This window comes from Leptolyngbya sp. FACHB-36, assembly GCF_014695955.1.
Classification (GTDB): Bacteria; Cyanobacteriota; Cyanobacteriia; order Leptolyngbyales; family Leptolyngbyaceae; genus FACHB-36.
This window is the reverse complement of sequence record NZ_JACJPG010000189.1, coordinates 35,695-61,046: the sequence shown is the minus strand read 5'-3', so window position 1 is coordinate 61,046 and position 25,352 is coordinate 35,695. Positions and strand designations below refer to the sequence as shown.

The following is a 25,352-nucleotide window of genomic DNA, read 5'->3' as shown; positions in this document are numbered from 1 at the left end:
ATTAGTTTTGAACCGGATACCGCTCTAAGCTGAGTTCGATTTTCCAGCAAGCAGTCGTGTCCCCTAGCGTGCAGGGAGTTGCCGGACAAACCGCGTAGTACCGTCGCCCTGCAATCTCGAAAGCGTCTTGCCGCTTAGGGTAGCGATCGTCAAGCACGAAAATATCGCCGAGGTTCTCGGTCACGTACAGTTCCATCTGAGCCTGATAAAACACGCCTGCTGCTTCCTGCACTGGGCGACGTGGTGCAGGGCAGAACATGCCCCGCAACGGATTTCCAGGGTTGGGGATGTACTCGACTCCGCTGTCTTGAAAGCCGCTGTTGGGCGAAAGATAGTCGGGACGTCCGTGATCATCAAACGCATCAGGCTCCACATGCTGAGCCTGGTAGTGATCAACTGTTGTGCCGAACGACGAATTTACCAGCACTCGCGACAGCATTTCGGAGACATAGCCCCCTAACGCAGTGTTCGGCGATGAGGGCGATGGCGGTTGGTAGACCATTTGATTAGAAACACTCCAACCGGATCATTGCTTCCACCATGCCGCCCGCGATCGCGGTCGTGCCGTCCGTCTGGTTGTATTGAAACACTAGATTGCTTGGTTTAAACCACGACCAGGGATCGGCATCGTCTGGCGTGCCGCGCGAAACGGTGCCCGCTGCTCCCAAGCCAGTCGCTGAGATCGTGGCAAGCGAGATTGAAGCCGCAGCATCAACCTTGAGCTTAAGAATGAAGTCGTCACCCGTATCACCGCCTGCTGTTACAGGTGCGACAACACGGCATTGGGCGTGGGCAATTCGCACGTAGTCCAACCCGATCAACGGCATCTTCCAGGTAAAGAACGCTTGATCCGCTCCATCCGTCAGGGCAGCCAAGTTGAAGACACCACGGATGCCAAACTGACACGCGCCATAGTTGTACGCCTGTCCTACACTGACGATCGAGGGCGTGACGTTGTTATCGGTTGTCACTTCTCCGATCAGCAGGTCAGCCGCTTTTCGAGGGGCGTTATCGACGCCTGCCCAATACATGCCTGACACACCGTAGTACAGGCGACGATTTGCGACATTCTTAGGAGCGGCAGAGATTAGCTGAGATCCGTAGGGACCCACCACGTCATCGCTTTGCAGCAGTAGTCCGTCTTCTAGAGTGGGCAGCAGTCCTGTGGTGGGCTGAATTCCAGACAGCGGCAGTCCGAGTTTCAAACCCGCCCGCACTCCTGAACTAGGAGCCAATAGCTCCATTGATTTCGCTAAAGTTTGATCCCAGGACTGCTCACCCGGAGATAGTGGAGGAAATGCGGACGTTTGAGGATTGAGCGGCATAATGACCTACCTATAGAGCGGAAATGTCAAAGGTTTGATAGTTTTCCAGAATCTGAGTGGCTTGCTGCTGCCACTGGGAAAACCACTTGCTAAATAAATCTCCAAAGTTGAGATTGGCGCAGCCAAGAGACAAACCGCTCATGCCTTGAGTGATTTGCTGCTGCCAGAAGATTGCGAGGGGGATGCTGGCAAGAAGAGCGGTTGCGTAGGAGATTTCGATCGGTGGCGTGTCGTAACCAGCGGTGTAAGACACCTCGATATTGTTCTCTCCTTTTGGGAAAGTGTTGAACATCCCGAAGGCGTCCCCGATCGAGTAGAAGTTATCGCCGTAGTCCCAGAGTGACTGATTCAGCGTTGCCAGTCCTGTTCTGCCGTCTACATGGACAGGTGTGCCGTTTGCGCTTTGAGACCCTGCAACCTCTGCCTCTGCGTAGCGACGAGTAACTTCCCGTGCGTAGGCGAAACAGTCCAGCCTGAAGGTGCGATCGACAATCACGGGATAGTGCCGCAGGCTTAACTGACGCTGCCCAGATAACCCGCGATAAGATTCACGGATCAGACGGCGACGGTTAAAAAACCGTTGGGTGCGACGTTCAACCTCTGCGGTCGCCTGCTCTAGATAGCGCAGCACAGCGCGACTGTAAGCCGTTTCCACAAATGATCGGCTGAGAGTCTCCGGTCCTTTGTAGTACAGGGTGTAGGAATCATCAGATGTGCCGACGATCGCCCATGCCCGCTCTCCTGAGAGTGCCAAATCCGCATACTCCACCATCGGAGCGTAAACGTCGTTTACCCACAGTCCGTAGAGTGGCTGAGTTGCAGGCAATACCTTGCTCCAGTACCGTTCAGACGTGAGTGACCACTCGCCAGACAGGTTGACTGTAGTTTGAACGTCCGCGCCCGGAATCATGCCGAACGTTTCCAGTAGCTGACGAGGCGAAGCGTAGACTTCCGCTCCACTGATCGACACTTCTCCTGGTTCAGGCAAGGACGATCGGAAGGAGAATCTATCAAGGACTGTGCCGTATGCAAACACCTCACACGTATAAGTGGTGTCTTGCCTCAGCGTGTTCCATCCAGTCCCTGACACCGCGATCTCGATAACTCCCCGCAGCGCATCTGCAACCCGGACAAACGGAACTGATTGCAGTTCGCTGCTGACTAGGGCAATGCCTGCAACCGTGCTCCACTGCACCGTCAGGTTGCGACCTGACGGAACTAGCTTGAGTTCCGTCCCCGGTGCATGGTCGATCGACGACCATAGCTGACGGTAGATCGGGTAGTTATCCAACCACGGCGCAACCGCCGTCTCGACAGTCATTTAGATTTGCTCCAGCAGCTTTTCGGCGACTTCCTTCAGACCCTTTCGGACTTGGGAATGCTGCATGACCGTTTGCAGGTAGGCAACTCGCAGCTTTCGAGGCAGTTCAGGAGCACCGCCCGTTTTAATTAACTGCGGTTCTGCCTCCGCGATCGTCTTGTTCAGGAGTTTCCCAACTTCGACGTTGATTAAATCCTGATCATCGGCGTTGAGTTCGCCTTCGATGTCTGGCGCGGCTTCGTCCGCAAGTTCTAGCTGAGGCTCGATCGGGGGATGCTCAGGATCGTCAACGCGCTGAACGTCACGAGATTGGGGCAGCATGACGACGGGTGCGGGCGAGTTTGAGCTTCCACTGACCGTAAACGATATGTAGTTTTTGACTTCTAGCGGAAATGCTACGAACTGCCGCTCGATCGCTTGCTCTGTCTCTTCCGTAATCAGATACGGCACGCCCACAGCAAAGTAGTGAGAGCCGGTGTGATTCGGATGCCCCGGAATCTGCGGGCAAACCAGCGAAATTCCAGGGAACTTCTCAGAAGAAAAGGTGATTTCTTGCATAGAGGCTTTAACTTTGGGGAGAAGGCTCTAGAGAGGGTTTTGCTTTAGGGGAGGATTCTTTAGGGCGTAGCAGGCATGTTTAGAACTTGAATGATCGCCTCTGGATATCGGGTGCAGAACGCAATCCGCTCACGAGCACGAATCGCCACCTGATCGGTCTGCGACAGGATTTCTGAGAACGTGCGGACGGAGAACGACTGCCAATCCCCGATCGCAAACGCTGAGTTGTGGATTACGAGGCACTTGCTGAACAAGTCTCCGGGTTGAGCGTCAAGGAAGGAGGTCGCCACCACAGTCGCGCCTGCCAAACGTCCCAGTTCACCCGTGAACAGTCCAGCGCCTGAACCAAACGCATAGGAGTTCATTGTCTGGAAACCTTTGTTTCGCAGCAGTGCTTCCTCTAGCGACAAGCCGCAGAGAATCGTGATGTCACGCTTGTTGCGTCCGTAGATTCCCAGGAATCGCATTGCGCGAATCAAGTTGGAGACAACCGCCTGCCCATCCGTTTGATCGAGCGTTGCGTCGTAGGTGTAGGGACTGCCCGCTGACTGCTTCAACAACCCGTTGAAGACGTTGCGAGGATCTCCCGCGCCGAAGTTTTGTGCGACATCGCCTAAGAGGAACGCGATTTCTTCTGCTTGAGCGAATTCCCGCGCCATTTCTTCACGGAGCATTCCCTCAATGTCTTTTACGGTGGAGTCCTCGAAAACCTCCATCTCGATCGGGAGCCAGGTCATCAGCTTTTCCGGCACCAGGTCAATTCCGTCCATCCGCACCTTGAACTCAGGCGCAGGCGCACCCGACTTCACCGCGTACGCGCCCTGTGCCCGCATCAATCGAGGGATGCGGATCTTCGGCTTCGTCATGTTGATCAGCGACTTTGACTTTTCGGCAATTTGCCGCATAAAGCACTGTTGTCGAATCAGGGGCACGACTTCAGACGCGATCGTTGTTTGCAGAGTGACTTCAGCGCCACCGCCGTCACTCATCGACAGCGCCTTTAGGAGCTGGCGCTTGGTCATTACTGCACTAGACATGTTGGGTTCCTTGAGAAGCTATTGGGATTAAAAAGCTGTTGGGCTAAAACTATTCGTCGTCGTCGAACAGGAAAGCAGAGCCGCCGTTTTGTTGGGCGTGATACTGAGCTAGAAGCACGTCCCCGAGACCTACGGGTTTGTCGAGATCTCCGTCTTCGTAACCCCACGACTGGGCAGATTTGATAAGCTCAGCGTCTCCCTGAACAGTCGGAGGTTGAGCTTTGCGCTGGTTGTATCGCGTCTGGCTAGCCTGCTTCCGCATTTCGGAAACGGGAGGGAGAGTTCGACTTGTGGTATCAGACTGCATCTGCGAGACGACCTCTCTTACACCCACCTTGACGCCCTCAGAGATCGCGGTTTTAATCAGCGCGTCCAGGTGGATAACTTCAGGCGCGTCGTCGTCAGTGGGTTGAGTCCGTGCAGGCTTGGTGGACTTTTGCAGTTTGGCAACGCGCTCCAGTTGAGCGACACGATCGGCGACCGCGCCCTCATACTGCTCACCTAGCCAGTGGTCCTCTAGCGCGTCGATTCGCTCCAATACAGGAACAGCGTTTGCAGACTTCTTCAGTCCGGTGTGCTGCTCTAGTTGAGCGATGCGATCGTGCAGCGTAGCGGCATCGCCGTCGTCGTCGCCATCCACCATGTCTTTGTCGAGATCGTCCATGTCATCGGCATCGCCGTCGTCGTCCATTGCGGCGTTTGGTTGAGGCATGTCTTTGTCATCGTCATCACCTGGAGCGGTGTCAGAGGCAGCAGACTGGAGAATCTGAACTGCCTGCTGCAAGGTTTGCATCAGGGCTTGAATTGCTTGGGGGTCCATAAATTAGCGGGAGTTGTAGAGGTGGTACTGCTGAGGGATTGCGATATCGAGACGGTCGATCGGGTTTGTCCCAGGCGGACGGAACGCCTGTTTCATCAGGTCAGGTGGCATGTTTGCCTGGAAATCGTCCAACGCTTTTTGCAGTTCCGGTCCCATCTCCGCTAGCGTCCCTTTCTGTTGGTAACTGTCCATCGTTGAAAGGTTTTGAGCGAACCGCGATAGATACTGCAAGAAACGAACGAGGTTGACCAGCGCAGGCGGAGGATCAGGCGTGACGGTGGTTAGTCCCCATGCCCCATCGGTGAGCAATTTCAGGGTTTCGGGATGGCCCCACTCTTCCGCACTTTGCATCTGAGCGCATTTGATCAGAGATCGCGTAAACCCCGCGATCGTCATCCCCCAAACATCCGTAGCAGGCTCGTTCCCCTTCGCCTTGGGCTTATCTGGGACTTCCACCTTGCGACCCAATCCCGTCTTCGTTTCGCTGGCGTCCAACCGGACAGGAACTTTGCCGTTGGGTTTTGGGGTCCGAGGCATCAGCGGACGACTCATCCCAGTTCCCGGTATTACCCTGTCAGGCACCGAGCTGATCGCCTTGCGTAAAAAATGCTCAACGCTCATGGAAGCTCCTATCGAGGATTGAACCGACTTCGCTAGCGCTGCAATGTATGCCCCGGTATCGCCACCGTGAGTTAGACGATAGGCAGGCGAATCAGTAACGCTGAGTTCGTCTAATCGGATTTGAGTAATTAAGGTGCAGGGTCGTCCGTTCGAGTCGCGTGCGTGCGGACGGGCATCAAGCACCTTTCCCCCCAGCGACACGCCCAGAGAAATCAGGTTCTCTCGGAGCATCTGCCAGATGACTCGAGCGATCGGGTTTGCCTGACTCAGGACGCCGCGCCAGTGAGTCGTCCCAGTCTTGCCGTCTACCCACATCTCCGTAACGCGACCGAGGGGCAGTGAGATTGCAGCAACCAGTTCCATCTGCTGCTCGATGGGCAGATATAGCGACTCGATCGCCTGTTTGAGAAATCGCTGCCAGAAGTCGTGGTGCAGTCGCAGCGGACCCCCTTCAATCCCGTCCGGTCCACGAGTCGCCATAAATCCAGGAATGGCAGCACGCACTGCGTCAGGCGCGATCGCTTCCCCGTCCAAATCTCGGAGTGAACCGGAGGCAACGCCACCAACACTCCAGCGATCGGGAGTCGCCTCGACAAATTTTCTAAGGGTCGAAGGGAGGTGAAAAGTTCGAGACATTAAAAAAGGCAACCCTTTCGGGTCGCCTGTCGTGTTTCACGGGCAAATCTATAAGCGGAACCCCCGCTTTTGAGAGCGAGGGTTCCTGTCTCCCTTTTCTTGGCTATCCTCGACAGACAGAGATAGCTGGGTCGCTGTTAAATTCTGCGGACCTCCCTTAGTCAGGGTTAGGCAGTCCTAATACCAATTTACCCGTTGTGCGAAAAATCGTCAACCAAATGGAGAATGTGACCAGGGCAAACGCATCAAAAGTGAGGGATGCCGCTGTTGCAGCTAGCGCGATCAATTTCACTACATCAGAGGGCGACCTGCTCGGCAGCATCGGAGGCGATCGTTTACTCAGGGCGATCCGAAAAAATACGGAGGTTTTCTCATTAATGTCTTGTAGCAGGGCTATCATGAGAAAAAATTCTTGATAATGTCCCGCAGGGGGTGAATACCCGGAAAAATTTCTCGATAATGTTCTAATTGGAATGTTATCAAGAATTTTGTCCGTACAATAAGTTGTTAGGTGTCAGATTTAGTGTTCATCTGTTGGCTTCTTGTGGGACATCATTGAATGGAAAGATTGCCAAAACGTACAGAGTCACAGGCTGCAGGCGATGTTGCAGCGGATTTACTTAGCGCAATCCTTTCACGATTTTCAAATGTAGTACCAATTCCTCAATCAAGGGATCTAGGAATTGATTTTTATTGCGAGCTTGTTGATCAAGACGGTTACCCAACTGGTCAAATATTCAATATTCAATGTAAAGGCACTAACGAAGTTAAGCGAGAAGGTAAGAATTTCTCAATTGCTGTGAAAGTGACAACAGTCAACTACTGGTTAATCCAACCGTCAGCTACATTTCTAGTCGTAGTTGATCTCAGTAGAAATAGCTTCTATTGGGCATATCCACGGGAGCAGTTGGCAAAAAGCTCTTCATGGGGAAAACAAAAGACAGTTTCAATTTCTGTTGATATGTCTAACCAGTTTGGGTTGGATATAAATGACATGCCAAAAGGGATGCGGAAACTTCTTGATGCCCGTTTACCAGAAGGCATAGAAACTCTCATAGAACAATTTGATATTCAACGGGCACCTGTCCCACTCGACGATCCCGCGCATCCAAGTGGACTTGTACATGAGTTAATGAGCATTGCAGATACAATGAATGTTGCATACCGCTTGCAGCAACGTATGGTTTCAATGACTACCCGACTGCAAGATGAAACGCTTGAAGTCGTAGTAAGCCTTAGACAAAAAAGTGAGGGTCTTTTAGGTGAACTTGATTATACTCCCGGCTCTGCCCGACTTTGGCCAGCAGACAGTAACATCGACATTTTTACCTTTGAGTTTGGTGCAGGTAGTTGTAAGGATGTTTGGCTTAGAGTTGACAGCGCAGTAAGTGAATTTGAAAAATCTCGCACTCGTGAAAATCATGCCGAACTTTTGGCTTCTCTGGGAGAACTGATTCAGCTAAACAGAGATATTTACTGGACAATCGAGGAAATACGAGGATATATGTGATGGTAGTGATGACACCTAACAATCGCGCTGCACCGGAACGTTTCAACATAGTTGGTTGAGTTACAGAGGTTATCTGCGTCCGGTGAGCGCGGCCGTTAGGTTGCATTGTTGGTGGAGACGGGATTTTCAGGACATCGATAATATCTTGTTCCAGGGAGGTATTGGTAAGGTTTAGGATTTTTGGTTGAGCATGTTTCCTGACGAAGGAAGCTTCCTTAATGCAGGAGGTGATTGAGTGGATCTGCTAATTCGAGACGCTCAACTCGATGACGCTGAAGCGATTTTAGCCATACTAAACCCGATCATTGAAGTTGGAGCATATACAGTACTAACTACCCCGTTCTCTGTAGAAGCTGAACGAGAGTTTATTTTGCATTTTCCTCAACGTGGCATATTTCATGTAGCTGTTTGTCGCCACAAACAAGAAATCGTAGGATTTCAAAATATAGAACCATTTGCTACCTATAATACTTCTGCCTTCGACCATGTAGGAGTAATTGGAACTTATGTATCTCTCTTATGTCGGCGACAAGGTATTGGTAGAAGTCTGTTCAACGCTACGTTTGAAGCCGCTCGTTGCAAGGGATACGAGAAGCTATTTGCATATGTCCGTGCAGATAATACAGCAGCATTAGCAACCTATCTCAGCCAAGGTTTTCGGATCATTGGAACGGCGCAAAGACATGCAAAGATCAACGGGAGATATGTGGACGAAATCATGATCGAACGTGCCTTGTAAAGATCAGGGGGCACCACGAAATCAAGAAATTTCAGGGTGTATTTAAGCACAGCAATATAGCAGTCAAGAGGGATAGGGTATTTGGAACAGCCGGGTGAAGAGCAACCTAACACTGCGTTGGAGCGGCGAACAAAGCCTTCTTCGTTTCACGTTGGTCACTCGCCGCTCAACTTGGTCGTTCTGCCGCTGCGTTCAGTCATGTTGGCAGTAGTTTAGAAATTGTTTGTGGGTGTTCAGAGGTCCAGTATTTAGGAGTGATGGGTGGGGTAGTCCGTCCAGTTCATTGCTTGGAACTCAGAATTAATCTGCCGTGATAGCAGAATTGAACTTTTAGGCGTTGAGAACAAAGTGAAAGAGCCAGCAATGCTCACCATTCGCCCCTACACTGATGCAGATCTCGACAATGTGGTAGCCCTGTGGTATCAGAGTTGGAGCCATGCTTTTCCAACCTTGATTCATCCTCAGCCGTTCGATCAATGGAGATCCCGATTTCAAAACGACTACTCAAAGCAGGGCGATACATGGGTTGCTACAATCCAAGATCGAGTGGTTGGTTTTGTAGTTGTGAGCGATCGCGTTATTGCCCAGATTTTTGTGGAGGTGGAGATGCAGGGTCGCGGAGTTGGAGCTGCATTGCTGAATCACGCGAAAACCTTATCCTCAAGCGGATTAAAGCTGACAACTCTTCAGCAAAACAAGCAGGCGTGTCGCTTTTATGAAAAACACGGTTTTATTGCAGGAGCAGTCGGAGTCAACCCGGTCAATGGGCAGCCCAACATCGAGTATTGCTGGAAACCGTGAATTGTCCAGCGGCAGAACAATTCCGTGGCACACCGACCGTAGAGAGTCTTTTTGCTGAGTTCGATAGGTTATTTGCGGCGGGTGAACGTGGTCGTTAGCTAGATGTTTTAGATGCGATCGCCCTGAGGATATGACAACCTAGATCCCTTTCCTCCAGCATTGATCGCGTATATCGCAGGATCTCCAACCGGACTCGATCGTCTGTCGTCATGGCAGAATCAGGGGGATTCAGCATCTCTTGTACCCGCTGCCGCAACACGTCAATGTCTGCTTCTAATTTCATTGTTATTCCTCACAAGTCACTGCATGACGCTTTGATAACCGCTGAACAGTTTCAAGCGGTATTTGGTCGGGACTGCTTTCTGTTAGACCACTTCAATTTGCGGGTATCGCTGGATGTGGTAGATCGGATGATCTCTCGCTCGTTGGAGCGCTCCACTCCGCCGCCTCCCCACGTCCTCACTCCCGCTCCACCGGAGCGAATTGATCGCACCATTGATCTTACTCAGGCACAGCAACTTCAACTGCTAGAGATTGATCTGCAGTTCCAATCTGACTGGATTGCTAGCGAAAATCGGGAGGCGGAACGCGCTGCCCGCCGATCGTGGCAGCAGGCAAAGGAGATGCTAAGACGACAGGTAATTACACCTTTGATCACGGCAGATGCCACAGGCTCTACACTAATCTATGGATTCGGTCATCACGCCTCGTCAATCACTGTCCTTGACTCACCAGACGGCAAGCGCTACCAAGTCGATACGCTGATTCACGCATCCCATCCCGTTAGCCCCGAGGACCTATACCTGCGAGAACTCCGAGTAGAGGCAGGTCGAATCATTCGGTACCGTATCCCCGGACTCGACGACGCGGCATGGATGAAGCAGAACGAGCCAAGGGGACCGCTCGATCCTCAGGCGTGGCGATCGCTGCTCACCTTGAAGCAGGGGCAGTTTTATGACGATGGCTTTACTCCTTGACGGAGTTTGGTATCCCTTCTAACTTTGCAACATAACATTAGGGAGATGCAGAGCTGACTTCAGATAGATACCCACAAAATGGGACAGATTGTAGCGGAAGGCAGCACAGGATGAGCAATCAGAGTCAAGTGAGCAGCTCGACTGCCAATGACCGAGGTTGACATTGCTCACTTGTTTACGTTCATCCTTGAGGAGCCGGGGTCAGCGGTTATGCAAGCAACCTCTGCTGCTCAAGCCCTCCTTGTCCCATTCTATAGCGTTACTCTATAGCCGGATTCCGTCTTAGAGGATGATTTCCCACTCTAAGCCAACCGTTCCAACAGAAGGAGCTTGAGCGATCGTCGTGCCGTTCAGCTTCCACAACGCCACCTCCCCAGACTCATAGTTGCGCCAAACAATCTCGGTCTTGCCGTCGCCATTCAAGTCGGCAAGTCCCTCAATTTCCCAACTCGGCGGCACCTGCAACAGGCTGGCATAGCTGTTGTAGCTGGTGCCGTTCATCCTCCAAATCAAGGTGCTTCCGGTCACGGTATCCTTCCAAAGAATATCGGTTTTGCCATCGGCATCAAAGTCGGCCGCACCCTCAATCTGCCAGTTGACTCCCACGTGGGGCAAGAGCGCATACGTGTGGTAGCTCATGCGATTCAGCGTCCAAATCACCAAGTCGCCGCTCTGCTGGCTGCGCCAAAGAATATCTGTCATGCCGTCCTGGTCAAAATCTGCCACGGCTTGAATGCGCCAGCCAGACCCTGCTGTGGGCAGGGCGGCGTAGGAGTCGTAGCGCATGTGGTCCATCTTCCAAATCAGGGTGTCGCCACTGGTGTAGTTTTGCCAGAGGATGTCCGTCCTGCCGTCGCGGTCAAAGTCGGCGGTCGCTTCGACGTGCCACTCGGGCGAGACGGTCGGTAGCAGGCTGTAACCGCTCCTGACGGTGCCGTTCATTTGCCAGATGACGCCCTCACCGGTGATGCGATTGAACCAGAGGATGTCGGTTTTGCCATCGCCATCGAAGTCGGCGGTGCCGTCGATTTGCCAGGACGAATCGACGGTTTCAACCACGGCCCCAGACTGAACAGCGCTGTCGTTCATCAGCCACACGGCAACGGCTCCAGTGGTGTGATCGCGCCAGAGCAGGTCGGCTTTGCCGTCGCCGTTGAAGTCGGGTCCGGTGGGTCCGGTGGTGACGGTGAGGCTGGCGGTTTCAGTGGCGGTGCTAAAGGCAGTATTGCCGCCGTTGGTGCTGGTGTCGGCGGTGCCGCCGTTGGTGCCGCTGGTTTGGTCCCAAGCGCGGAAGATGATGCCGTTGCTGAGGGTGCCTTGGAAGTTGGCGTTGGGAATGAAGCGGATGAGAGCGGTGGGGGCAAGCAGCCGAGCAGCGGTATTAGAGACACTGCCTCCTGGGACATCGAAGCTAGTCCAAGTGGTGCCACCGTTGATGGAAAATTCCCAGATGCCCTTGGTACTGTCGAGTGCAGTAATGGCGATGCCTGTTTGAGCGTTGGCGTCAGTGTCAGTGATGCCTGCCCCACCGAGGCGGGCGATCAGGTCGGAGACAAGGGTGCCGACTGGGTTGCTGCTGCCTTTGAAGACGGGATTTAGCAGAGGATTACCGGTGGTGTTGAGGACTGGGGCGGTGTTGGGGTCGTTAGCTGAGAAGGATTCTGCTTTCCACAGTTCATAGCCAATCATGCTGTTATGGGCTATGAAGTAGAGTTTTCCCTTGACGTTGGTCAAGGCGTATGGAGACGAATAAGCAGAACCGGGATCGGCGGCTTTGACCAGCGTGGTTCCAGCAGCGGTGCCATCACTCTTCCACAGTTCATAACCGTTGATGCCGTCATAGGCTGAAAAGTAGAGCGTCCCGTTAACGTTAGTTAAATAGAATGGGCTGGAATAAGCAGAGCCGAAGTTGATGTCCTTGACCAGCGTGGTTCCAGCAGCGGTGCCATCACTCTTCCACAGTTCATAACCGTTGATGCCGTCCTGGGCTACGAAGTAGAGTGTCCCGTTAACATTAGTCAAGTTGACTGGATAAGAAACTCCGCTGCCAGGATTGATGTCTTTGATCAGCGTGGTTCCAGCAGCGGTGCCATCACTCTTCCACAGTTCAACGCCGTTAGTGCCGTCATCGGCTTGGAAGTAGAGCGTCCCGTTAACATTAGTTAAGTTAGTTGGAAAAGAAAACTCACTGCTAGGATTGATGTCCTTGACCAGCGTGGTTCCAGCAGCGGTGCCATCACTCTTCCACAGTTCATAACCGTTGATGCCGTCATTGGCTCTGAAGTAGAGCGTCCCATTGACGTTGGTTAAGTAGAATGGGTCAGAAGTATCAAAGCCAGGATTGATGTCTTTGACGAGCGTGGTTCCAGCAGCGGTGCCATCACTCTTCCACAGTTCATAACCGTTGATGCCGTCATTGGCTACGAAGTAGAGCGTCCCATTGACGTTGGTTAAGTAGAGTGGGTCAGAAGTATTAAAGCCAGGATTGATGTCTTTGACGAGCGTGGTTCCAGCAGCGGTGCCATCACTCTTCCACAGTTCATAACCGTTGATACCGTCATAGGCTCTGAAGTAGAGCGTCCCATTGACGTTGGTTAAGTAGAATGGGTCAGAAGTATCAAAGCCAGGATTGATGTCTTTGACGAGCGTGGTTCCAGCAGCGGTGCCATTACTCTTCCACAGTTCATAACCGTTGATGCTGTCACGGGCTGTAAAGTAGAGCGTCCCATTGACGTTGGTTAAGTTGCTTGGAAAAGAACCCCCACTGCCAGGATTGATGTCTTTGACGAGCGTGGTTCCAGCAGCGGTACCATCACTCTTCCACAGTTCAGTACCGTTAATGCCGTCATAGGCTCTGAAGTAGAGCGTCCCGTTGACATCGATCAAACTGTCTGGCTCTGAATCAGCAGAGCCAGGGTTTATATCTTTGATCAGCGTGGCATCCAAAACAGAACCGTAAGTTGCTAAATGGTTCGGTTGGAAGAACAGATTGGACTCGATCGCCCCCGTCTGCACTTCCAAATTCCAATCGCCGCCCAGCGCCGCGCTACCCGTCACATCATCTGACGCCGCAACATCTGCACCCGTTAACTGCGTCAACTGCTGCACAAACGCCTGACCGACTTCACCCTGCCCCACGTTGCAGCCATACAGCAGAATATCCGCATCTTCCGTCAGCGCACCTGACCACGCTTGCAACTCACCCGCGTAGCTCCGCAAGTTTTGCCAATCCAGCCAGCCCGACCCCAGCTGTAACGCTCCAACCGCCCCGTGCGACACAATCTGCACGCTAGAAATCTCACTGCGACCCAGCAGCGATCGCGTAATCTGCGTCACCGCATCCTGTGATGCATCGAGCACCTGCACCTCGGTTCCCGGCTGTACCCCCGCTACCAGGCTTTGATAATCGCTGACGCTCGAATCAATGAATAGCAGCGACGACGATCGCCCACTCAGCCGCTCCAGCGGACTTGTCGGAGTGAAGGGAGCACGGACAGAATCAAGCTGCAGCGAAGTATTAAGGGTTGATGCCGTTGGGAAATCCATAGGAGAAGCTCTGAGTGCAAGGAAACGGAGGAGCCGAACTGAGGCTGAATACACGACTAGCGACGAATCAATTGGTACAATTCGTTACTTTCAGCGTAATGACGGACTCGACCGCTGCTGCACCGTGGAGCTACGGAAACTCGTCACGCTTCGGGCAATTTCGGTAATTGCACGATCGTCCACACAACTATTGCAAAGCTGAAATGGCTATGGAGAGCTATTCGCTGAATCCACGACCGCATCATCTCAGCAGTAACGCCTTTTTGCCGAAGGAAGGATGCTTCTTCGCTAACCACATGGCTAACAAACGGCTCCACTTGATAACCTTCCCGCACAAGTCATGGAGATGCGGATGAAAATGGTTCCAAAGTGATTGAGTTATGGGGCAGATTTGTAACCCTGCCTGAAGGTCCGAAGGTGCTTAGTTGTTCGCTCAGCTATGACTCTTCAGGGCTGTTGAAAGCCCCGTGTCTTTAGACCGGGGATTGCTTACAACCCGCGACAGTTCCTGGATTACAGCATCCATCCCCCGCAGCACGCTATAACACTCAGACGCTGCCTGCTCTAACTGATGAATGCCGACGATCGCGGTTGCCATGTTGACCAGCGTCAGCAGTTCGTCGAGCGACCCGTCAGGAGCCAGCACAGCCAGCCTGCCGCGTTCTGCCCAAGCTTTCTGCTGCTGTCGAATGAAGGATAGCTGAGCGTCTGTTGATTTCCAATGATTGGAAAAATCTTGCCGACTCAAACGATCGAGGATGCGTGCAATCTCTGCTGAGGTGTGACGAACCTGCGCGTGAGCGTAGATGGTTTGAACTGATCCCCGCCGCTTCAGTAACTTGACCATCTCAAGCGACAGCAGTGAGAACTGGAGAGTGGCATGACTAAAGGCGTCGATCGCGATGTGGACGCCCTTCCAGTACGCTGCCTTGTTTGGCTTAGGAGCCCCTACAAAATCTGCTGTAAAGGTGCGGAGATTCCAGCGCTCGACGAGTGGATTTTCAACCAATCTGACCTGCTGCAAGTCAAACGCCGCTGCTAGATTTGCTCGCTGAGGAGCGGCGATCGGATCGTCTAGCGCTATGGGATTGTCAAACCCCTGAGGATTAGAGCCATAGCGATCGTAGGAGGGAATGACTGTATTCCCTAGTCCTAGCTGCTGTCGGCGTTTTGTGGCGCTGATTGAGGGAGTGGGTTGTGGGAAAAGTTTGCGATCGGGAAAAGGCGCGGAGCGGAAGGATTGATACTGCCAATCTTCTAGGCTGCGCTCCTTAACGCCATCGGCAAGCGGTGCAACCTGCGGAGCCTGCTCCTCTCCATACAGCAGCGCTCCTGACCACCGAAACAGGTGAGCGTAGTTTTCTAGAGACAGGTCTTCAACTTGCATGGCTCTGATCCAATATCCGCTTCGCTTCTAGCAGTTTTATATAACGCTTTTCTGCAAGGGAATCCTGCCCAACTCCCGCCGCTCGAATCCGATCGCGCAACTGCTCAATTTCCCGCAGCAGGGCGTCTTGAGTCTGGGGAATCTTTTCGAGCGATCGCGATCGAATAGCGGAGCAATCCTTCTGCCGCAGGCGCGATTCTGCCAGCATTCTAAACAAATCTTTTTGACTCAACGGACGACCACCCAGCCAAACGGCGACTCAACAACCGAGTAGATTTGATCCCGATAAACCGCTTTTTGCAATCCGTTGGGGTGCAGTTTTTTCATCATGCGCTGGTATGCCTGGTTAACGCGCAGAAACGCCGCCGCGCTGCCGCCACTACACCCATGAGTGCCCGTCGCACGGTGCTATCCGAGGGCAAGCGTTTGCAAGACAACTGCAAGTAATCCACTAAAGCTTGATAATGCCGTTGGGCAAACTCCTCCAACGATTGATAGCTGCTACAGCCATTGAGGGTGCCCAATACCACCAGCAACAGGATGACCCAGAGTGAATACCGTTGTTCTCGCTTGGCGCGAAAGTCTTTGACTTGCTGTAGGGCTTCAATTAACGTGATAGACATCGATACGGCTAGGACGACAGAGTGACGGCTATCCTACATTTTCTACTGCCACATTGAATTGACCCTGGGATACACCCGATAGCGGCAACAAATTCGGTTGTCGTCTTAAGTCAATTGACTAAAATTTTTTACGCTTAATGAAGCTATAACTTAAATTAAAGCTTTCCTAGCTATCATTACACATGATGTAGCAAAAAAGTTGAACAATGGAAATGCAAACGGAAATGGAAGAAGCTTATATTGAAGATCAATTACTTTCAGATGACCCTACTCAAGAAAGCCTTTCACTAACCGATCAAAAAGCGCAAGGGCTACTCAGCATTTTGCTTAACGTTCAAGAAGATACGGTAATTTCTTCTCGTACATGGAATTTGAAGCCAAATCCTTACGTCTTCTATGGACCGAATCAGACTCCATTTGGACAGGTAGAAGGTTTAAAGGCTACAATTATGACCTATCAAAAGAATGGAACTTTGCTGGGTAAAGCAGTTTTTACTAGCGCAGTAGCGTCGCTAGGATGGACGGTGCGGGCTAAACCTATGACTTTCTCACTACTTGATAAGAATAACCAGGTTCTGAGCTCTAGTGAAAGGTCTCTTTCAATAGCCTGTAGTGACGATGGTTTATCGTTTAGTGATGCTTCATTCGCGTTTCCAGCCAACTTATTTGACCAGATTCAACATGTCAATGTGCGGTATGAAAGGGCAACTTGGTATAAGTGCCCTTGATAGCAGAACTTTAAACAAAGGTGTCGAGTCTCAAATTATTTTGGTTCTTCCTAAGTTTTGGTAATTGAGAAGTTTAGAGTGCGCTAGAATCTAGCGCTATTGTTGAGACGACCGAAAATTGGCTACTTTAGATGCTGTTTGGTTGAGAACTCTGGTATTATTCTGCCTTGTTGCTGTTCCTCTAGGTGCTCCCCCGTTATTGGGATAGCGTTGATTAGGATTTGACCAAAAGAGTTTTCGGCTTGTAGATGATCCACAGTTATCGTAGGACATGATTGTTCGCCATCCTCCCGGAGGATAGCAATATCCATGTCCATAGCGATATGGAACATCTTTAGGGTCCTCCTCAATGTTGTGCCGAGCACCCTGAATATGTCCTACCTCATGGGCAAATGAGTATTGCCCACCTCTGGCTGCACAATCTTGGCGAACGACTCCAAAGGCTTTTTCATTAACTGCATTAATCCACGCTAGTCCACAAAAGCCGCCGTCACCGCGAATTAGTAGAATTACAACATCTGCTGCATATTGATCACGAAGCCGCTTAACCTCTCTATTGCTATTGGTGTTCCTTTTGTTCTTTGGATCTGCGAAGTTTTCTAGGTCCGTGTCAAGATCGTTAACCTCAGTGTAGGAGGTTTCATAAGTATGAATTAGCTGCAAACGTGGAGTAATTTCGCTACTGCCATAACTCTCATTAGCAAGATCTACTGAATTTTGGACGAGTTGATCAATGGGAATATTGTTCCGTTGCGTTTGGTCTTTTGCTGTATGAGTGTAGGCAACTAATACAGTAATAATTGAGCCATCATCACGCCTTTCAGCATCCTCCGAAACCTCCTGAGACTGTTCCAGGACAGATTCCTGATTTAACTGATTCTCTATCTTTTGGAAGTCTGGAGGATGATCTTCTGGTAGGGCAGCCTCATTGATTTGAATTAACACGTGTAAGTCATCGCCGAGCGGACGAATCTCATATGCTTGTCTGTTAGTATCAATTGCACCTATGATTACATTATCTTGAATAGTTAGGATGGCTCGCTCTTCAGTAGCCGAATTACGACCGAACCAGCTATAACTTTGTGGAGTGCGCTCTTCAATGTGAATTGTGTCGAGTGGCACATCTAGATTCTTTGCAAGGTTAAGATTAGCTCGCTCTTCTGTTCTTAGCAAATCAACTTCTATCCGAACAACGCTAATTGCTGCCGCTGTTGGATCAGACTGATAGCTCTTGAGTCGAGTAGTTTGCTCATTTGATAATAGATTCTCTTCTGCAACGAATGAGAATAAGTTTGGGAACGGTTCTTGTTGCACTTGAGCTTGAGCCGGAACACTTCCTTGAGCAAGAAATAATACAAGGATGAAGAACAGCGTAAGAAAAAAGCGGTTCAGAGAATAATTCATATGATGTAGCTCAGAGGACGTCTGAGAAGTTTCGGTAAAAAAGCTCTCTGGCTGTAGGTTGTAAGTACGTAATGTGTAGCACCGAAAGAGCAATGAGTAATGAGGATAGTGTCAGGTTAACCAGGATATTGTACTGCTTCAACGCTGCTCGCATCCGCTTGTCCATGTACTCCCGTCATCGTTTTCCCGGCGAAATCATCAGCTATTGATGTGAGTTCGGGTTAAGCTTTCGGCTTAACCCCCTACTTTAACTAGCTTGAGCCAAGCAACCAGCTAGTAAGCTTTTCTCAAGAAAACCTACTCTTAAGAATATTCTCAACTGCGAGACTTATTGACAAGAGCCTGATTTGGCACATGGCAGCAAGTCATGGAAGACCAGGACTTCTGGCGATTTCTTATCCCGAACTGACGTAACATTAGCTTTCGATTAGCCCGATCGTCGGGATGTACAGCGCTTGCGAGTCGTCAGGTAATTGAATTGAGTGGGGCTGCTCAGGGTCGGAGAAAACATCTCCTTCCCGATTCAGATAGCTCATTCCTGCTACCCAGTTCAGCAAATCGTTGTTGTAGTTGTAGCGACTGAGGAAGTCGGGCGCAGGGTTTCCATCATTCCAGGTTGCCGCAGGCACATAGTCAGGTTGATAGGTTTGAAGCAACGACTGCATCACTGCCCAGTAGGGACCGAACGCCATCCACGATCGGGGGTTACGCCGCAGCCAGTTGGTCAGTCTTTCAGTTCCCAGCGTGAGAAACTCTTCAGGCGTACGCCCCTTTAAAGCTTCAGCGGCGCGTTGTTCAAGCTCGTCGGCGTCGTACAGCATAGGTAAATTCCAGTTCTAAAGATCGGCTAAACCCAGGCAATCCCGACGGAAGGACGATCGGCGTATAGCGGGCATCGTTAATTTGATACACCGACTTTGTGAGCGAGTTCATGAATTGTTTCGCAGCATCCTCGGACTCAAACTGAAAACCGGGGATTGCGCCCAATTTACTGTAGGAGGAATACCAGCCGCCCATTGATTTTGCCCGCTGCTCCAGTTCTCTGTAGCGATCGCGAGAAACCCGCTCCTTTAGCGAAACAACATGCAGATCAACGTTGCGCTTTGCATGTCGTGCCTGCTGTAGTTTAGCCTGATCTATTTCGGTGGCTTCAGTCGTTGCGGGCGTTTCAGGCGCTGTTTGAGATGAGGGTGTTTGACCTTTTCCCATCAGTGCCTCGATTAGTTGATCCTGGACTGGGGTGCCTGCATGTCGTAGCAGCTCGACAGCGTTTGTGATGCGATCACGCAGCATGTCGCTATGGAATTCATCAAGCTCACCTGCTGTAAGTCCGCGCGCCTTGAATCGCTCCACAAGTCCTTTGACTGCTGGACGTGCCACTAACTGCTGATAGTAGCTGTCCATGTGCGACCCCGGTTCAAACGGCACACCTCCTGATACTGGGGCAGGTACTGCTGAGGCCGGTACAGGAGTCTCCGGCTCAACAATCTCTGGTTCGGCTGCCGCCGGAGTAGGAGGTGCAACGGGCTCTACCGTCTCTACTGTCATCTCATCAACCCGACGCCAGCGACTGTCTTGTAGTTCGTAGGTGACTCCACCCTCTGTCTTCCGATCGCCCTCCTTCGCCTCTGGCGCTTCTGACCTGTACTGCTGAATCTTCGCTCTCACCTCCGGTTCTAAGTCGCCATAGAACTTTCGCCCAGTCATAGCTTCAAGTACGGAGTTGAATCGATAGCTTGCGCGATCGTCGGTAGCCATTGCCCGAATCACGCGATCGACCGCACCGCCATCGTGAGGAAACAGGACCTGTGCGGACTCCGGTATCTTTGCCAGATAGTCTAGCTTTGTGTCGCCCGCCTCATCGATATATGGCACTCGATCGTACGCGCCATCTTCACGCATCTGGCGCAGCAGTTGGGTTCGATTGGCGTCGATTAGTTCTGGCGTCAGGTGTTTTAGGTGCTCGTAGCGATTTGCGGCTGCCACAAACGCCCGATCGCGCTCCTCCTGATTGAACGAGGTTGGCTTGGCGGAAAGTCCTGATGCCCTATTAATTTGCTTGAATCCAACCTCTACGGGTGAATCCTGATCAAAGTTGAACGGTCGGTGGTTGGGTCCCATCACGGGAACACCCATGATTTTCTGTGACGCAACATCCACTCCAGTCACCTTGACGACAGATCCATCGCGCATCTCTAGGTGATGACCGGAAGCAATCACGGTGCCATCTGCACCCACGTAAGCGGGCTCAGCGCCGTCGAGCAGGTGTTTGTAGGGAAAGAACTCATTGCGATTCAGCGCCGCCGCAGACTGGCGCATCCGCTCTTGCAGTTCCGCACCGGCAGGGGTTGATTTTTTATCAGGTCCCATGCGATTCAACGCCTGCCGCATCGTTTGCAGTTGTCCAAATTGCCTTAACGACTGCTTCGTTTGGACCTCACGCAGTTTCGCCATTTGCGCTTCTCGATTGGAGAGCATTGCTTTCCGAGTGGCTTCAGGGTCGTCTGCCAGCGCGATCGCAATTTCATCCATTGACAGTCCGCCCGTGTTCTGGTTCACAACTTCGTCTTCAGTTCCTTTCCAGAGTTCATCAATCCAGCCGCGCTTCCGCTCTACGGTGCCCTTACGGTAGTGATCGAATGAAGCATTGGCGTGATAGTAGTGAACGTTCACCTCATCAAGCTTGTTGCCCTGCCGGACACCGCGCCCGTTGCGCTGCTCGATCGCCGATGGAGTCCAAGGCGTGGTCAGGTGGTGAATATCCGTGGTTCCCACCTGGAAGTTCATGCCCTCACCCATTGTTGCCGTGTTGCCAATCACCAGCGAGATCCGCCCGTCGTTGTATGCCTGCGACACCTTTTGGCGATCGGACGACTTCGAGACGGTTTTAGCGTTGACAATTTGAATCTCAGATTCTGGATAACCCGCTGCGACCAACTGCTGCTTCAGAGTCTCGTGTAGCTGATTCGCGTCGCAGAACACAATCTGCTTGCCGCGGCTGCCCGCACGGGATGCCATTACCCGATCGACGGCAGATTGAATTTTGGGGGATTTCTCTGCCTCTGGTATCTCCGCTTCCTCGCCATAGTCAGAGCGAGTGGCGTTGTAGTATTCGAGGTCGATCGCCGCCTTATCCATGTCGCTGATCACTGAGAAAATGTGATCGTCGCTCTGAACTCCGGGCTTGATCATCTCCTTTGCCCGCTGCCGCAGTCCGTCGTACACCTGTTTTTGGGCTGCGGTCATCTCGACAAACACGTCCTGCGCCTTTTCTTCTGGGATCGGGAGTCCGACATCCCGCGCCGACTGCATCCGACAATACTTGCCAAACAGCTTCCGCAGGTCTTTCAAGTTCTTGAATCCAACCAAGCCGTTTTTCTGAGTCATTTCCAGATCAACGCCCGGAACCGTGACGGTTTCAGTCTTGCCGAACATCTGGAGGAAGTCATCTACGTTTTGGATGCCCCGCCGATCGAACTCTTCTGGGCAAACGTGCGACAGCATGTTGAACGCTTCTAGCGGATTGTTGGTTGTAGGCGTCGCTGTCAGTAGATAAACGTTCTGGTTATTGTTGTTCTCGCGGGTGAATTTGGACTTGTAGTAGAAGTCCAGAGCGCGGTTCGATTCTGCCTGTGACAGAAAGGCAACGTCACCTGTCCGAACCGTGCCGAAGAGGTTTTTCAGGTGATGTGCCTCGTCATGCATCAGGCAGTCCACGCCGAGGGACTCCCATGTCATGTTTTCAGTCTTTTCACCCCGACGACTGGCGAGGTCTGCCAGCTTCGCTTCTTTACGCTGCTGAAGCTCATAGAGCTTTTTCTTGTTGGCGCTTGACTCGTCGTTGATGTGCCGCCCCATCAACTCTTGCATTTCCTCAAACTCGCGATCGGGCGTCAGTCCAATCCCCTGAAACACGGGTTCAGACATAATCACTAGGTCACAGGCGTTCTGCGAGAGCTGCTGGAGCTTGCGTTCTTTGGTTGCTGCGTCATCGTCTCGGAACGCAAAATTACCGACTTTGGCAACCTCCGCCTCCGACATCGCGATCGGGGTTTTGTCAGGGTCATCGGTGCGACTCAGGAGGAAGTTCCCGTCCGCATCTTTGACGGGATTACCGCCGCGCATCTTAAAAGCGTGCCCCGGCACCTCCCACGCGGGCGAGCCATCCGCCCAGAACTGCTGCGTCTGCCCCACGACAAGGACGTTCGCCCCTGACGCCCAAAACCCTACCTCTCGCACCCAGTTCGCCAGCACCGACTTCGGAACCACGACGCACGGCTTCTGAGCTTGACCCCGCTGTTTGAGGTACTGAGACAAGACGATCGCGGAGGCTGTTTTGCCCAACCCGACCCCCAGCGAAATAATCCCCCGCCCCTGTTCTGCCATCTGGCGAATCGTCGAGGCTTGGTAGTGGTGCAGCTTGTCAGCGTTGAGACAGTTCAGCACATCCCCTAACGGTTCACCGCTGTACTCCTGAAGCAGCTCGCCGTTAAACGCCGAGTTGTAAGCCTCTTCAACGTCTAGCCGATAACTGCTACCTGCCAACCATGCCGCAAACTCTTGCTCAAACGCCGCGATCGCTTCTTTCGCCTCCTTAGTCTTAGAGCCGTGGCTGATTCTGCCCCGGTTCATTGCCGTGACGACATCTTGCTCAAATGAGGTCAGGTAGCCGCGATCGCCTTTTGCGGCAACAAATCCTTTGTCAGTCAGCCTGACTTCTGCGTAATCACGCTCTTTCATGAAGGCGTTGAACGCCTCAACCGAAATCCAGCTACCGACCGCCCACAACGGCGTAGTCATGTTCTCTAGCGATCGTGGCTCCAGTCGCGATCGCACCTCAGCAATCTGCAATTCCAGTTTGCGGCGTGCTGGGCTCCGCTCGGGTAGAACCTCAGCTTCGTCCGCAAATTGAGCAATCACCTCGTACCCGTTACCCACCAGCAAGCGGTTTAGGGGTTGATAGGTGCCGTTGGAGTAGCCGATCGTCGGGTCGTTCAGCAGCGCTGCCGCCAGATCCTCGTCAGTTATGGCCTGAGGGAAATAGCCTTTGATCTCCTCCAAGCCCACAGGCTCGCCACCAGAGGCGCGGAACGCTTCGTTCATGGCAGCAAGGGGAGATTCTTGTGCGGTGCGATCAATTACCTCTGCAACTTTTTCAGGTTCAGCAAAGTAGTCAGAAATCTTGCCGTCGTCACTGAAGGCACCCTGCAAGACCAACAGCGCCGAATGCTGAAGCGCGATCGCAGATAACGCCTTGTCAGTTGCCGGATTGCCGTAGCGTTCCCGATAGTCTTGCAGCAGTGCAAGTCCCCGTTGCAGGTCGAGCGGGTCAGGATTGTCTACCTGTTGCAGGTCCTGAAGGTGATGTGCCAGTAGAACGGCATGAGCAATCTTCTCGCGATCGGCGGAGCCACCTGCCGCGTTTAGTGCGGACAGAGCCGCTTTGATTCCATCCACTTCTGAAGAATCAAGCGAATTTTTTGCCAGTTCCAGGTAGTACGTCAGTGCATCTGGTGCTATCAACACCCGTTTGCCAATGTCCTCTAGATTGGCTTCCGCTTCTGCCAGAGAATCAGTGCCGAAGGCGGATGGATCGTAGGACTGTTCTGCCTCTGCCTGATGATCTGCGGTAAGGTCGTCTACCCGTTCCCAGCGGTGATTCTCGTTCAGTCGATAGCGCGTCCCGTTGATGAATCGCTCATCTCCCGGTTGCAGAACTCGATCGCGCCGAGGCGTTTCCAGTCCCTCGTAAGCAACGGTAGGAGCGAGTTCCGGTGCACTGTTGAGGATTTCCGCACTCAGATCACCCTTGACGCTGAGTGCAGCACGAGTCCCCCGTTGCCGAGTGCCAACGGTCCCCAACACATTCTGAGGATTAGCGTCGAAATAACCACCGCCAACAAAGGTAGAGTCAGCAGTCGCCGCAATCGCTGCCTCATCACCTGCCACGATCGCGTTAAGAACGCTAGTCGGGTGCTTCTGTACTAGCAGTAGATCTGTGATCACACTGGTATCGGAATGCTTGAACGCTGACTCGGGCAAGCGATACGCACCAACCACACGACCTTTCTTGACCAACTCCTGACGCAGGCTCATGTGATCCGCGCCACTGACCACGCCATGAGGCACGATTAGCGCCATCATGCCCTCAGGCAACAGCATATCGAGGCTGGCATCGACGAACAGATCCTCGTTCGCTTTCCACTGCGGCTTGAATCCGTTGGCTTTGAAATCGCTAGTGGTTAGACGGACGCCAAACGGCACGTTACCAACGATCGCATCGACCCCGGTATCCGCATTGTCTAGACAGAACCGCTCAAAGCGATCACTGACAACATCGGCATCAGGATTGACTGCCGCTGCAATCTGCGACGAGGTTTCATCCGCCTCTACCCCAATCACTTTCACACCCTCCCTGCTGCCATGCCGCAGAAACACGCCCGCCCCGCAGGAGGGTTCTAGAAGCGTCCCGCCCTGAAACCCGTGCCGATACAAAAGATCAACGGCGAACTCTGCGACATCCGATCTCGTGTAGTATTCGTTCAGCGATACGTCGTCGGTGCCAATTCCGCCCCGACCGGAATAGCTCGCCAGCAGTTGCAGTTCTAATTCAGTAAAGCCAGACTGTTTTTGCGCTAGCAAATTCTTCACTTGCTGATTGCGCTTCTGCCGCGTCTTGCGTCCCTTGACAGCGGTGTAATCAGCGTTAGTTCCGAGCGGAGGTTCTGCGAAAGTTTTGATCTGCTCAGCGATCGGCTCCTTAGTGAGAGCCTCTAGCACCTCCGTCTCCTCCGGTTCAGTTTGAGTGATGTCCGCCGCAGTTGGTTCTGGCGTGGTCGGTTCTGGAGGAATTGGGTCCGGAATTTCGGGGCTGTCTACCTTGATCGTCGGTTCTGGCGCGGTCGGTTCTACAGGAACTGGTTCGACTGCCACTGGCGCGATTGGCTTGTCTACCACTGCCGATCGCACCGGTTCCATCTTCACCTTGGCCCAGCGAGAATTCTCGTTTAGTTCGTAGGTTATGCCGTTGACGGTTTTACGCTCTCCCTTCCGGCTTCCCTTCGGTTTCAGCGCTTTGGGTGCCTTCGGCGTTTTCGGTTTCAGTGTGACCGGACTTGTGTCGAATAAGGGCAACTGATGTCCTGTAGATCCTTTCCTTTTCCGCCCCTTGGGAAGAATCAGATCAACGCCACCAAACAGGTTGAATTGCCCTACATCTTTTCGTAGCAGTAACTGCCCCGCAGATTCGACAACCCGATAGGACGTGGTTCCAATGACGTACTGCATAGCAGGCAGGTATATAGGTAAAAAGAAATCCG

Annotated in this window: 21 protein-coding genes; 5 read left to right on the top strand and 16 right to left on the bottom strand. The window is 52.4% G+C overall.

The features are described from left to right. Position 1: 1 nt before the first annotated feature. The 8 genes from H6F43_RS03935 to H6F43_RS03900 all read right to left on the bottom strand — a co-directional run bounded on the left by H6F43_RS03935 (position 2) and on the right by H6F43_RS03900 (position 6,718). Positions 2 to 502, bottom strand: a complete 501-nt coding sequence (locus tag H6F43_RS03935) for a hypothetical protein (RefSeq protein ID WP_190340866.1) — start codon at positions 500 to 502, stop codon at positions 2 to 4. 4 nt (positions 503 to 506) lie between these two features. Further along, positions 507 to 1,325, bottom strand: a complete 819-nt coding sequence (locus H6F43_RS03930; protein ID WP_190340864.1) for a hypothetical protein — start codon at positions 1,323 to 1,325, stop codon at positions 507 to 509. Between the two features lie 10 nt (positions 1,326 to 1,335). Further along, complete coding sequence (locus tag H6F43_RS03925) at positions 1,336 to 2,646, bottom strand: hypothetical protein (RefSeq protein WP_190340862.1); 1,311 nt, start codon at positions 2,644 to 2,646, stop codon at positions 1,336 to 1,338. Continuing rightward, entirely contained in the window at positions 2,647 to 3,204 is a 558-nt protein-coding gene (locus H6F43_RS03920) for a hypothetical protein (protein WP_190340860.1), read from the bottom strand. Positions 3,205 to 3,263: 59 nt separating this feature from the next. Then, positions 3,264 to 4,241 (bottom strand): phage major capsid protein, encoded by a 978-nt coding sequence (locus H6F43_RS03915; RefSeq protein WP_190340858.1) that lies wholly within the window; start codon positions 4,239 to 4,241, stop codon positions 3,264 to 3,266. Positions 4,242 to 4,290: 49 nt separating this feature from the next. Beyond that, positions 4,291 to 5,061 (bottom strand): hypothetical protein, encoded by a 771-nt coding sequence (locus H6F43_RS03910; RefSeq protein ID WP_190340856.1) that lies wholly within the window; start codon positions 5,059 to 5,061, stop codon positions 4,291 to 4,293. A gap of 3 nt (positions 5,062 to 5,064) precedes the next feature. Further along, complete coding sequence (locus tag H6F43_RS03905) at positions 5,065 to 6,318, bottom strand: hypothetical protein (RefSeq protein ID WP_190340854.1); 1,254 nt, start codon at positions 6,316 to 6,318, stop codon at positions 5,065 to 5,067. Positions 6,319 to 6,475: 157 nt separating this feature from the next. After that, positions 6,476 to 6,718 (bottom strand): hypothetical protein, encoded by a 243-nt coding sequence (locus H6F43_RS03900; RefSeq protein ID WP_190340852.1) that lies wholly within the window; start codon positions 6,716 to 6,718, stop codon positions 6,476 to 6,478. A 159-nt stretch (positions 6,719 to 6,877) separates the two neighbouring features. On the opposite strand from H6F43_RS03900, the gene H6F43_RS03895 reads away from it, so the two are divergent. The 3 genes from H6F43_RS03895 to H6F43_RS03885 all read left to right on the top strand — a co-directional run bounded on the left by H6F43_RS03895 (position 6,878) and on the right by H6F43_RS03885 (position 9,368). After that, positions 6,878 to 7,828 carry a DUF4365 domain-containing protein gene (locus H6F43_RS03895; protein ID WP_190340850.1) on the top strand — a complete coding sequence of 317 codons (951 nt, stop codon included), beginning with the start codon at positions 6,878 to 6,880 and terminating at the stop codon, positions 7,826 to 7,828. A gap of 235 nt (positions 7,829 to 8,063) precedes the next feature. After that, positions 8,064 to 8,567, top strand: coding sequence for a GNAT family N-acetyltransferase (locus tag H6F43_RS03890; RefSeq protein WP_190340848.1), 504 nt, complete (start codon positions 8,064 to 8,066; stop codon positions 8,565 to 8,567). A 348-nt stretch (positions 8,568 to 8,915) separates the two neighbouring features. Then, positions 8,916 to 9,368: a GNAT family N-acetyltransferase gene (locus H6F43_RS03885; protein ID WP_190340847.1), complete on the top strand. Its 453-nt coding sequence runs from the start codon at positions 8,916 to 8,918 to the stop codon at positions 9,366 to 9,368. Between the two features lie 94 nt (positions 9,369 to 9,462). Here the strand turns inward: H6F43_RS03885 and H6F43_RS03880 are convergent, their stop codons facing one another. Further along, complete coding sequence (locus H6F43_RS03880; protein WP_190340845.1) at positions 9,463 to 9,651, bottom strand: hypothetical protein; 189 nt, start codon at positions 9,649 to 9,651, stop codon at positions 9,463 to 9,465. Here H6F43_RS03880 and H6F43_RS03875 point away from each other — a divergent pair. Next, positions 9,632 to 10,345 (top strand): hypothetical protein, encoded by a 714-nt coding sequence (locus H6F43_RS03875; RefSeq protein WP_206754536.1) that lies wholly within the window; start codon positions 9,632 to 9,634, stop codon positions 10,343 to 10,345. The genes H6F43_RS03880 and H6F43_RS03875 overlap by 20 nt on opposite strands. Positions 10,346 to 10,627: 282 nt before the next feature. On the opposite strand, the gene H6F43_RS03870 is transcribed toward H6F43_RS03875, so the two are convergent. From H6F43_RS03870 to H6F43_RS03855, 4 genes are all read right to left on the bottom strand, one after another. Then, positions 10,628 to 13,891: an ELWxxDGT repeat protein gene (locus H6F43_RS03870; protein WP_190340841.1), complete on the bottom strand. Its 3,264-nt coding sequence runs from the start codon at positions 13,889 to 13,891 to the stop codon at positions 10,628 to 10,630. Positions 13,892 to 14,324: 433 nt separating this feature from the next. Continuing rightward, positions 14,325 to 15,278 carry a hypothetical protein gene (locus H6F43_RS03865; protein ID WP_190340839.1) on the bottom strand — a complete coding sequence of 318 codons (954 nt, stop codon included), beginning with the start codon at positions 15,276 to 15,278 and terminating at the stop codon, positions 14,325 to 14,327. Further along, positions 15,268 to 15,510, bottom strand: coding sequence for a hypothetical protein (locus H6F43_RS03860; RefSeq protein WP_190340837.1), 243 nt, complete (start codon positions 15,508 to 15,510; stop codon positions 15,268 to 15,270). The genes H6F43_RS03865 and H6F43_RS03860 overlap by 11 nt, the downstream gene beginning before the upstream one ends. A gap of 94 nt (positions 15,511 to 15,604) precedes the next feature. Further along, positions 15,605 to 15,901, bottom strand: coding sequence for a transposase family protein (locus tag H6F43_RS03855; RefSeq protein ID WP_190340835.1), 297 nt, complete (start codon positions 15,899 to 15,901; stop codon positions 15,605 to 15,607). Between the two features lie 206 nt (positions 15,902 to 16,107). On the opposite strand from H6F43_RS03855, the gene H6F43_RS03850 reads away from it, so the two are divergent. Next, on the top strand, positions 16,108 to 16,629 hold the full coding sequence (locus tag H6F43_RS03850) for a hypothetical protein (protein ID WP_190340833.1): 522 nt from the start codon (positions 16,108 to 16,110) through the stop codon (positions 16,627 to 16,629). A gap of 96 nt (positions 16,630 to 16,725) precedes the next feature. Here H6F43_RS03850 and H6F43_RS03845 read toward each other — a convergent pair whose 3' ends face one another. The 3 genes from H6F43_RS03845 to H6F43_RS03835 form a co-directional block, all read right to left on the bottom strand. Beyond that, complete coding sequence (locus H6F43_RS03845; protein WP_190340831.1) at positions 16,726 to 18,033, bottom strand: M12 family metallo-peptidase; 1,308 nt, start codon at positions 18,031 to 18,033, stop codon at positions 16,726 to 16,728. A gap of 416 nt (positions 18,034 to 18,449) precedes the next feature. Next, a complete protein-coding gene (locus tag H6F43_RS03840) occupies positions 18,450 to 18,854 on the bottom strand; it encodes a hypothetical protein (protein WP_190340829.1) in 405 nt (134 codons plus the stop codon). After that, on the bottom strand, positions 18,829 to 25,320 hold the full coding sequence (locus tag H6F43_RS03835) for an SNF2-related protein (protein WP_190340827.1): 6,492 nt from the start codon (positions 25,318 to 25,320) through the stop codon (positions 18,829 to 18,831). The genes H6F43_RS03840 and H6F43_RS03835 overlap by 26 nt, the downstream gene beginning before the upstream one ends. Positions 25,321 to 25,352: the final 32 nt, after the last annotated feature.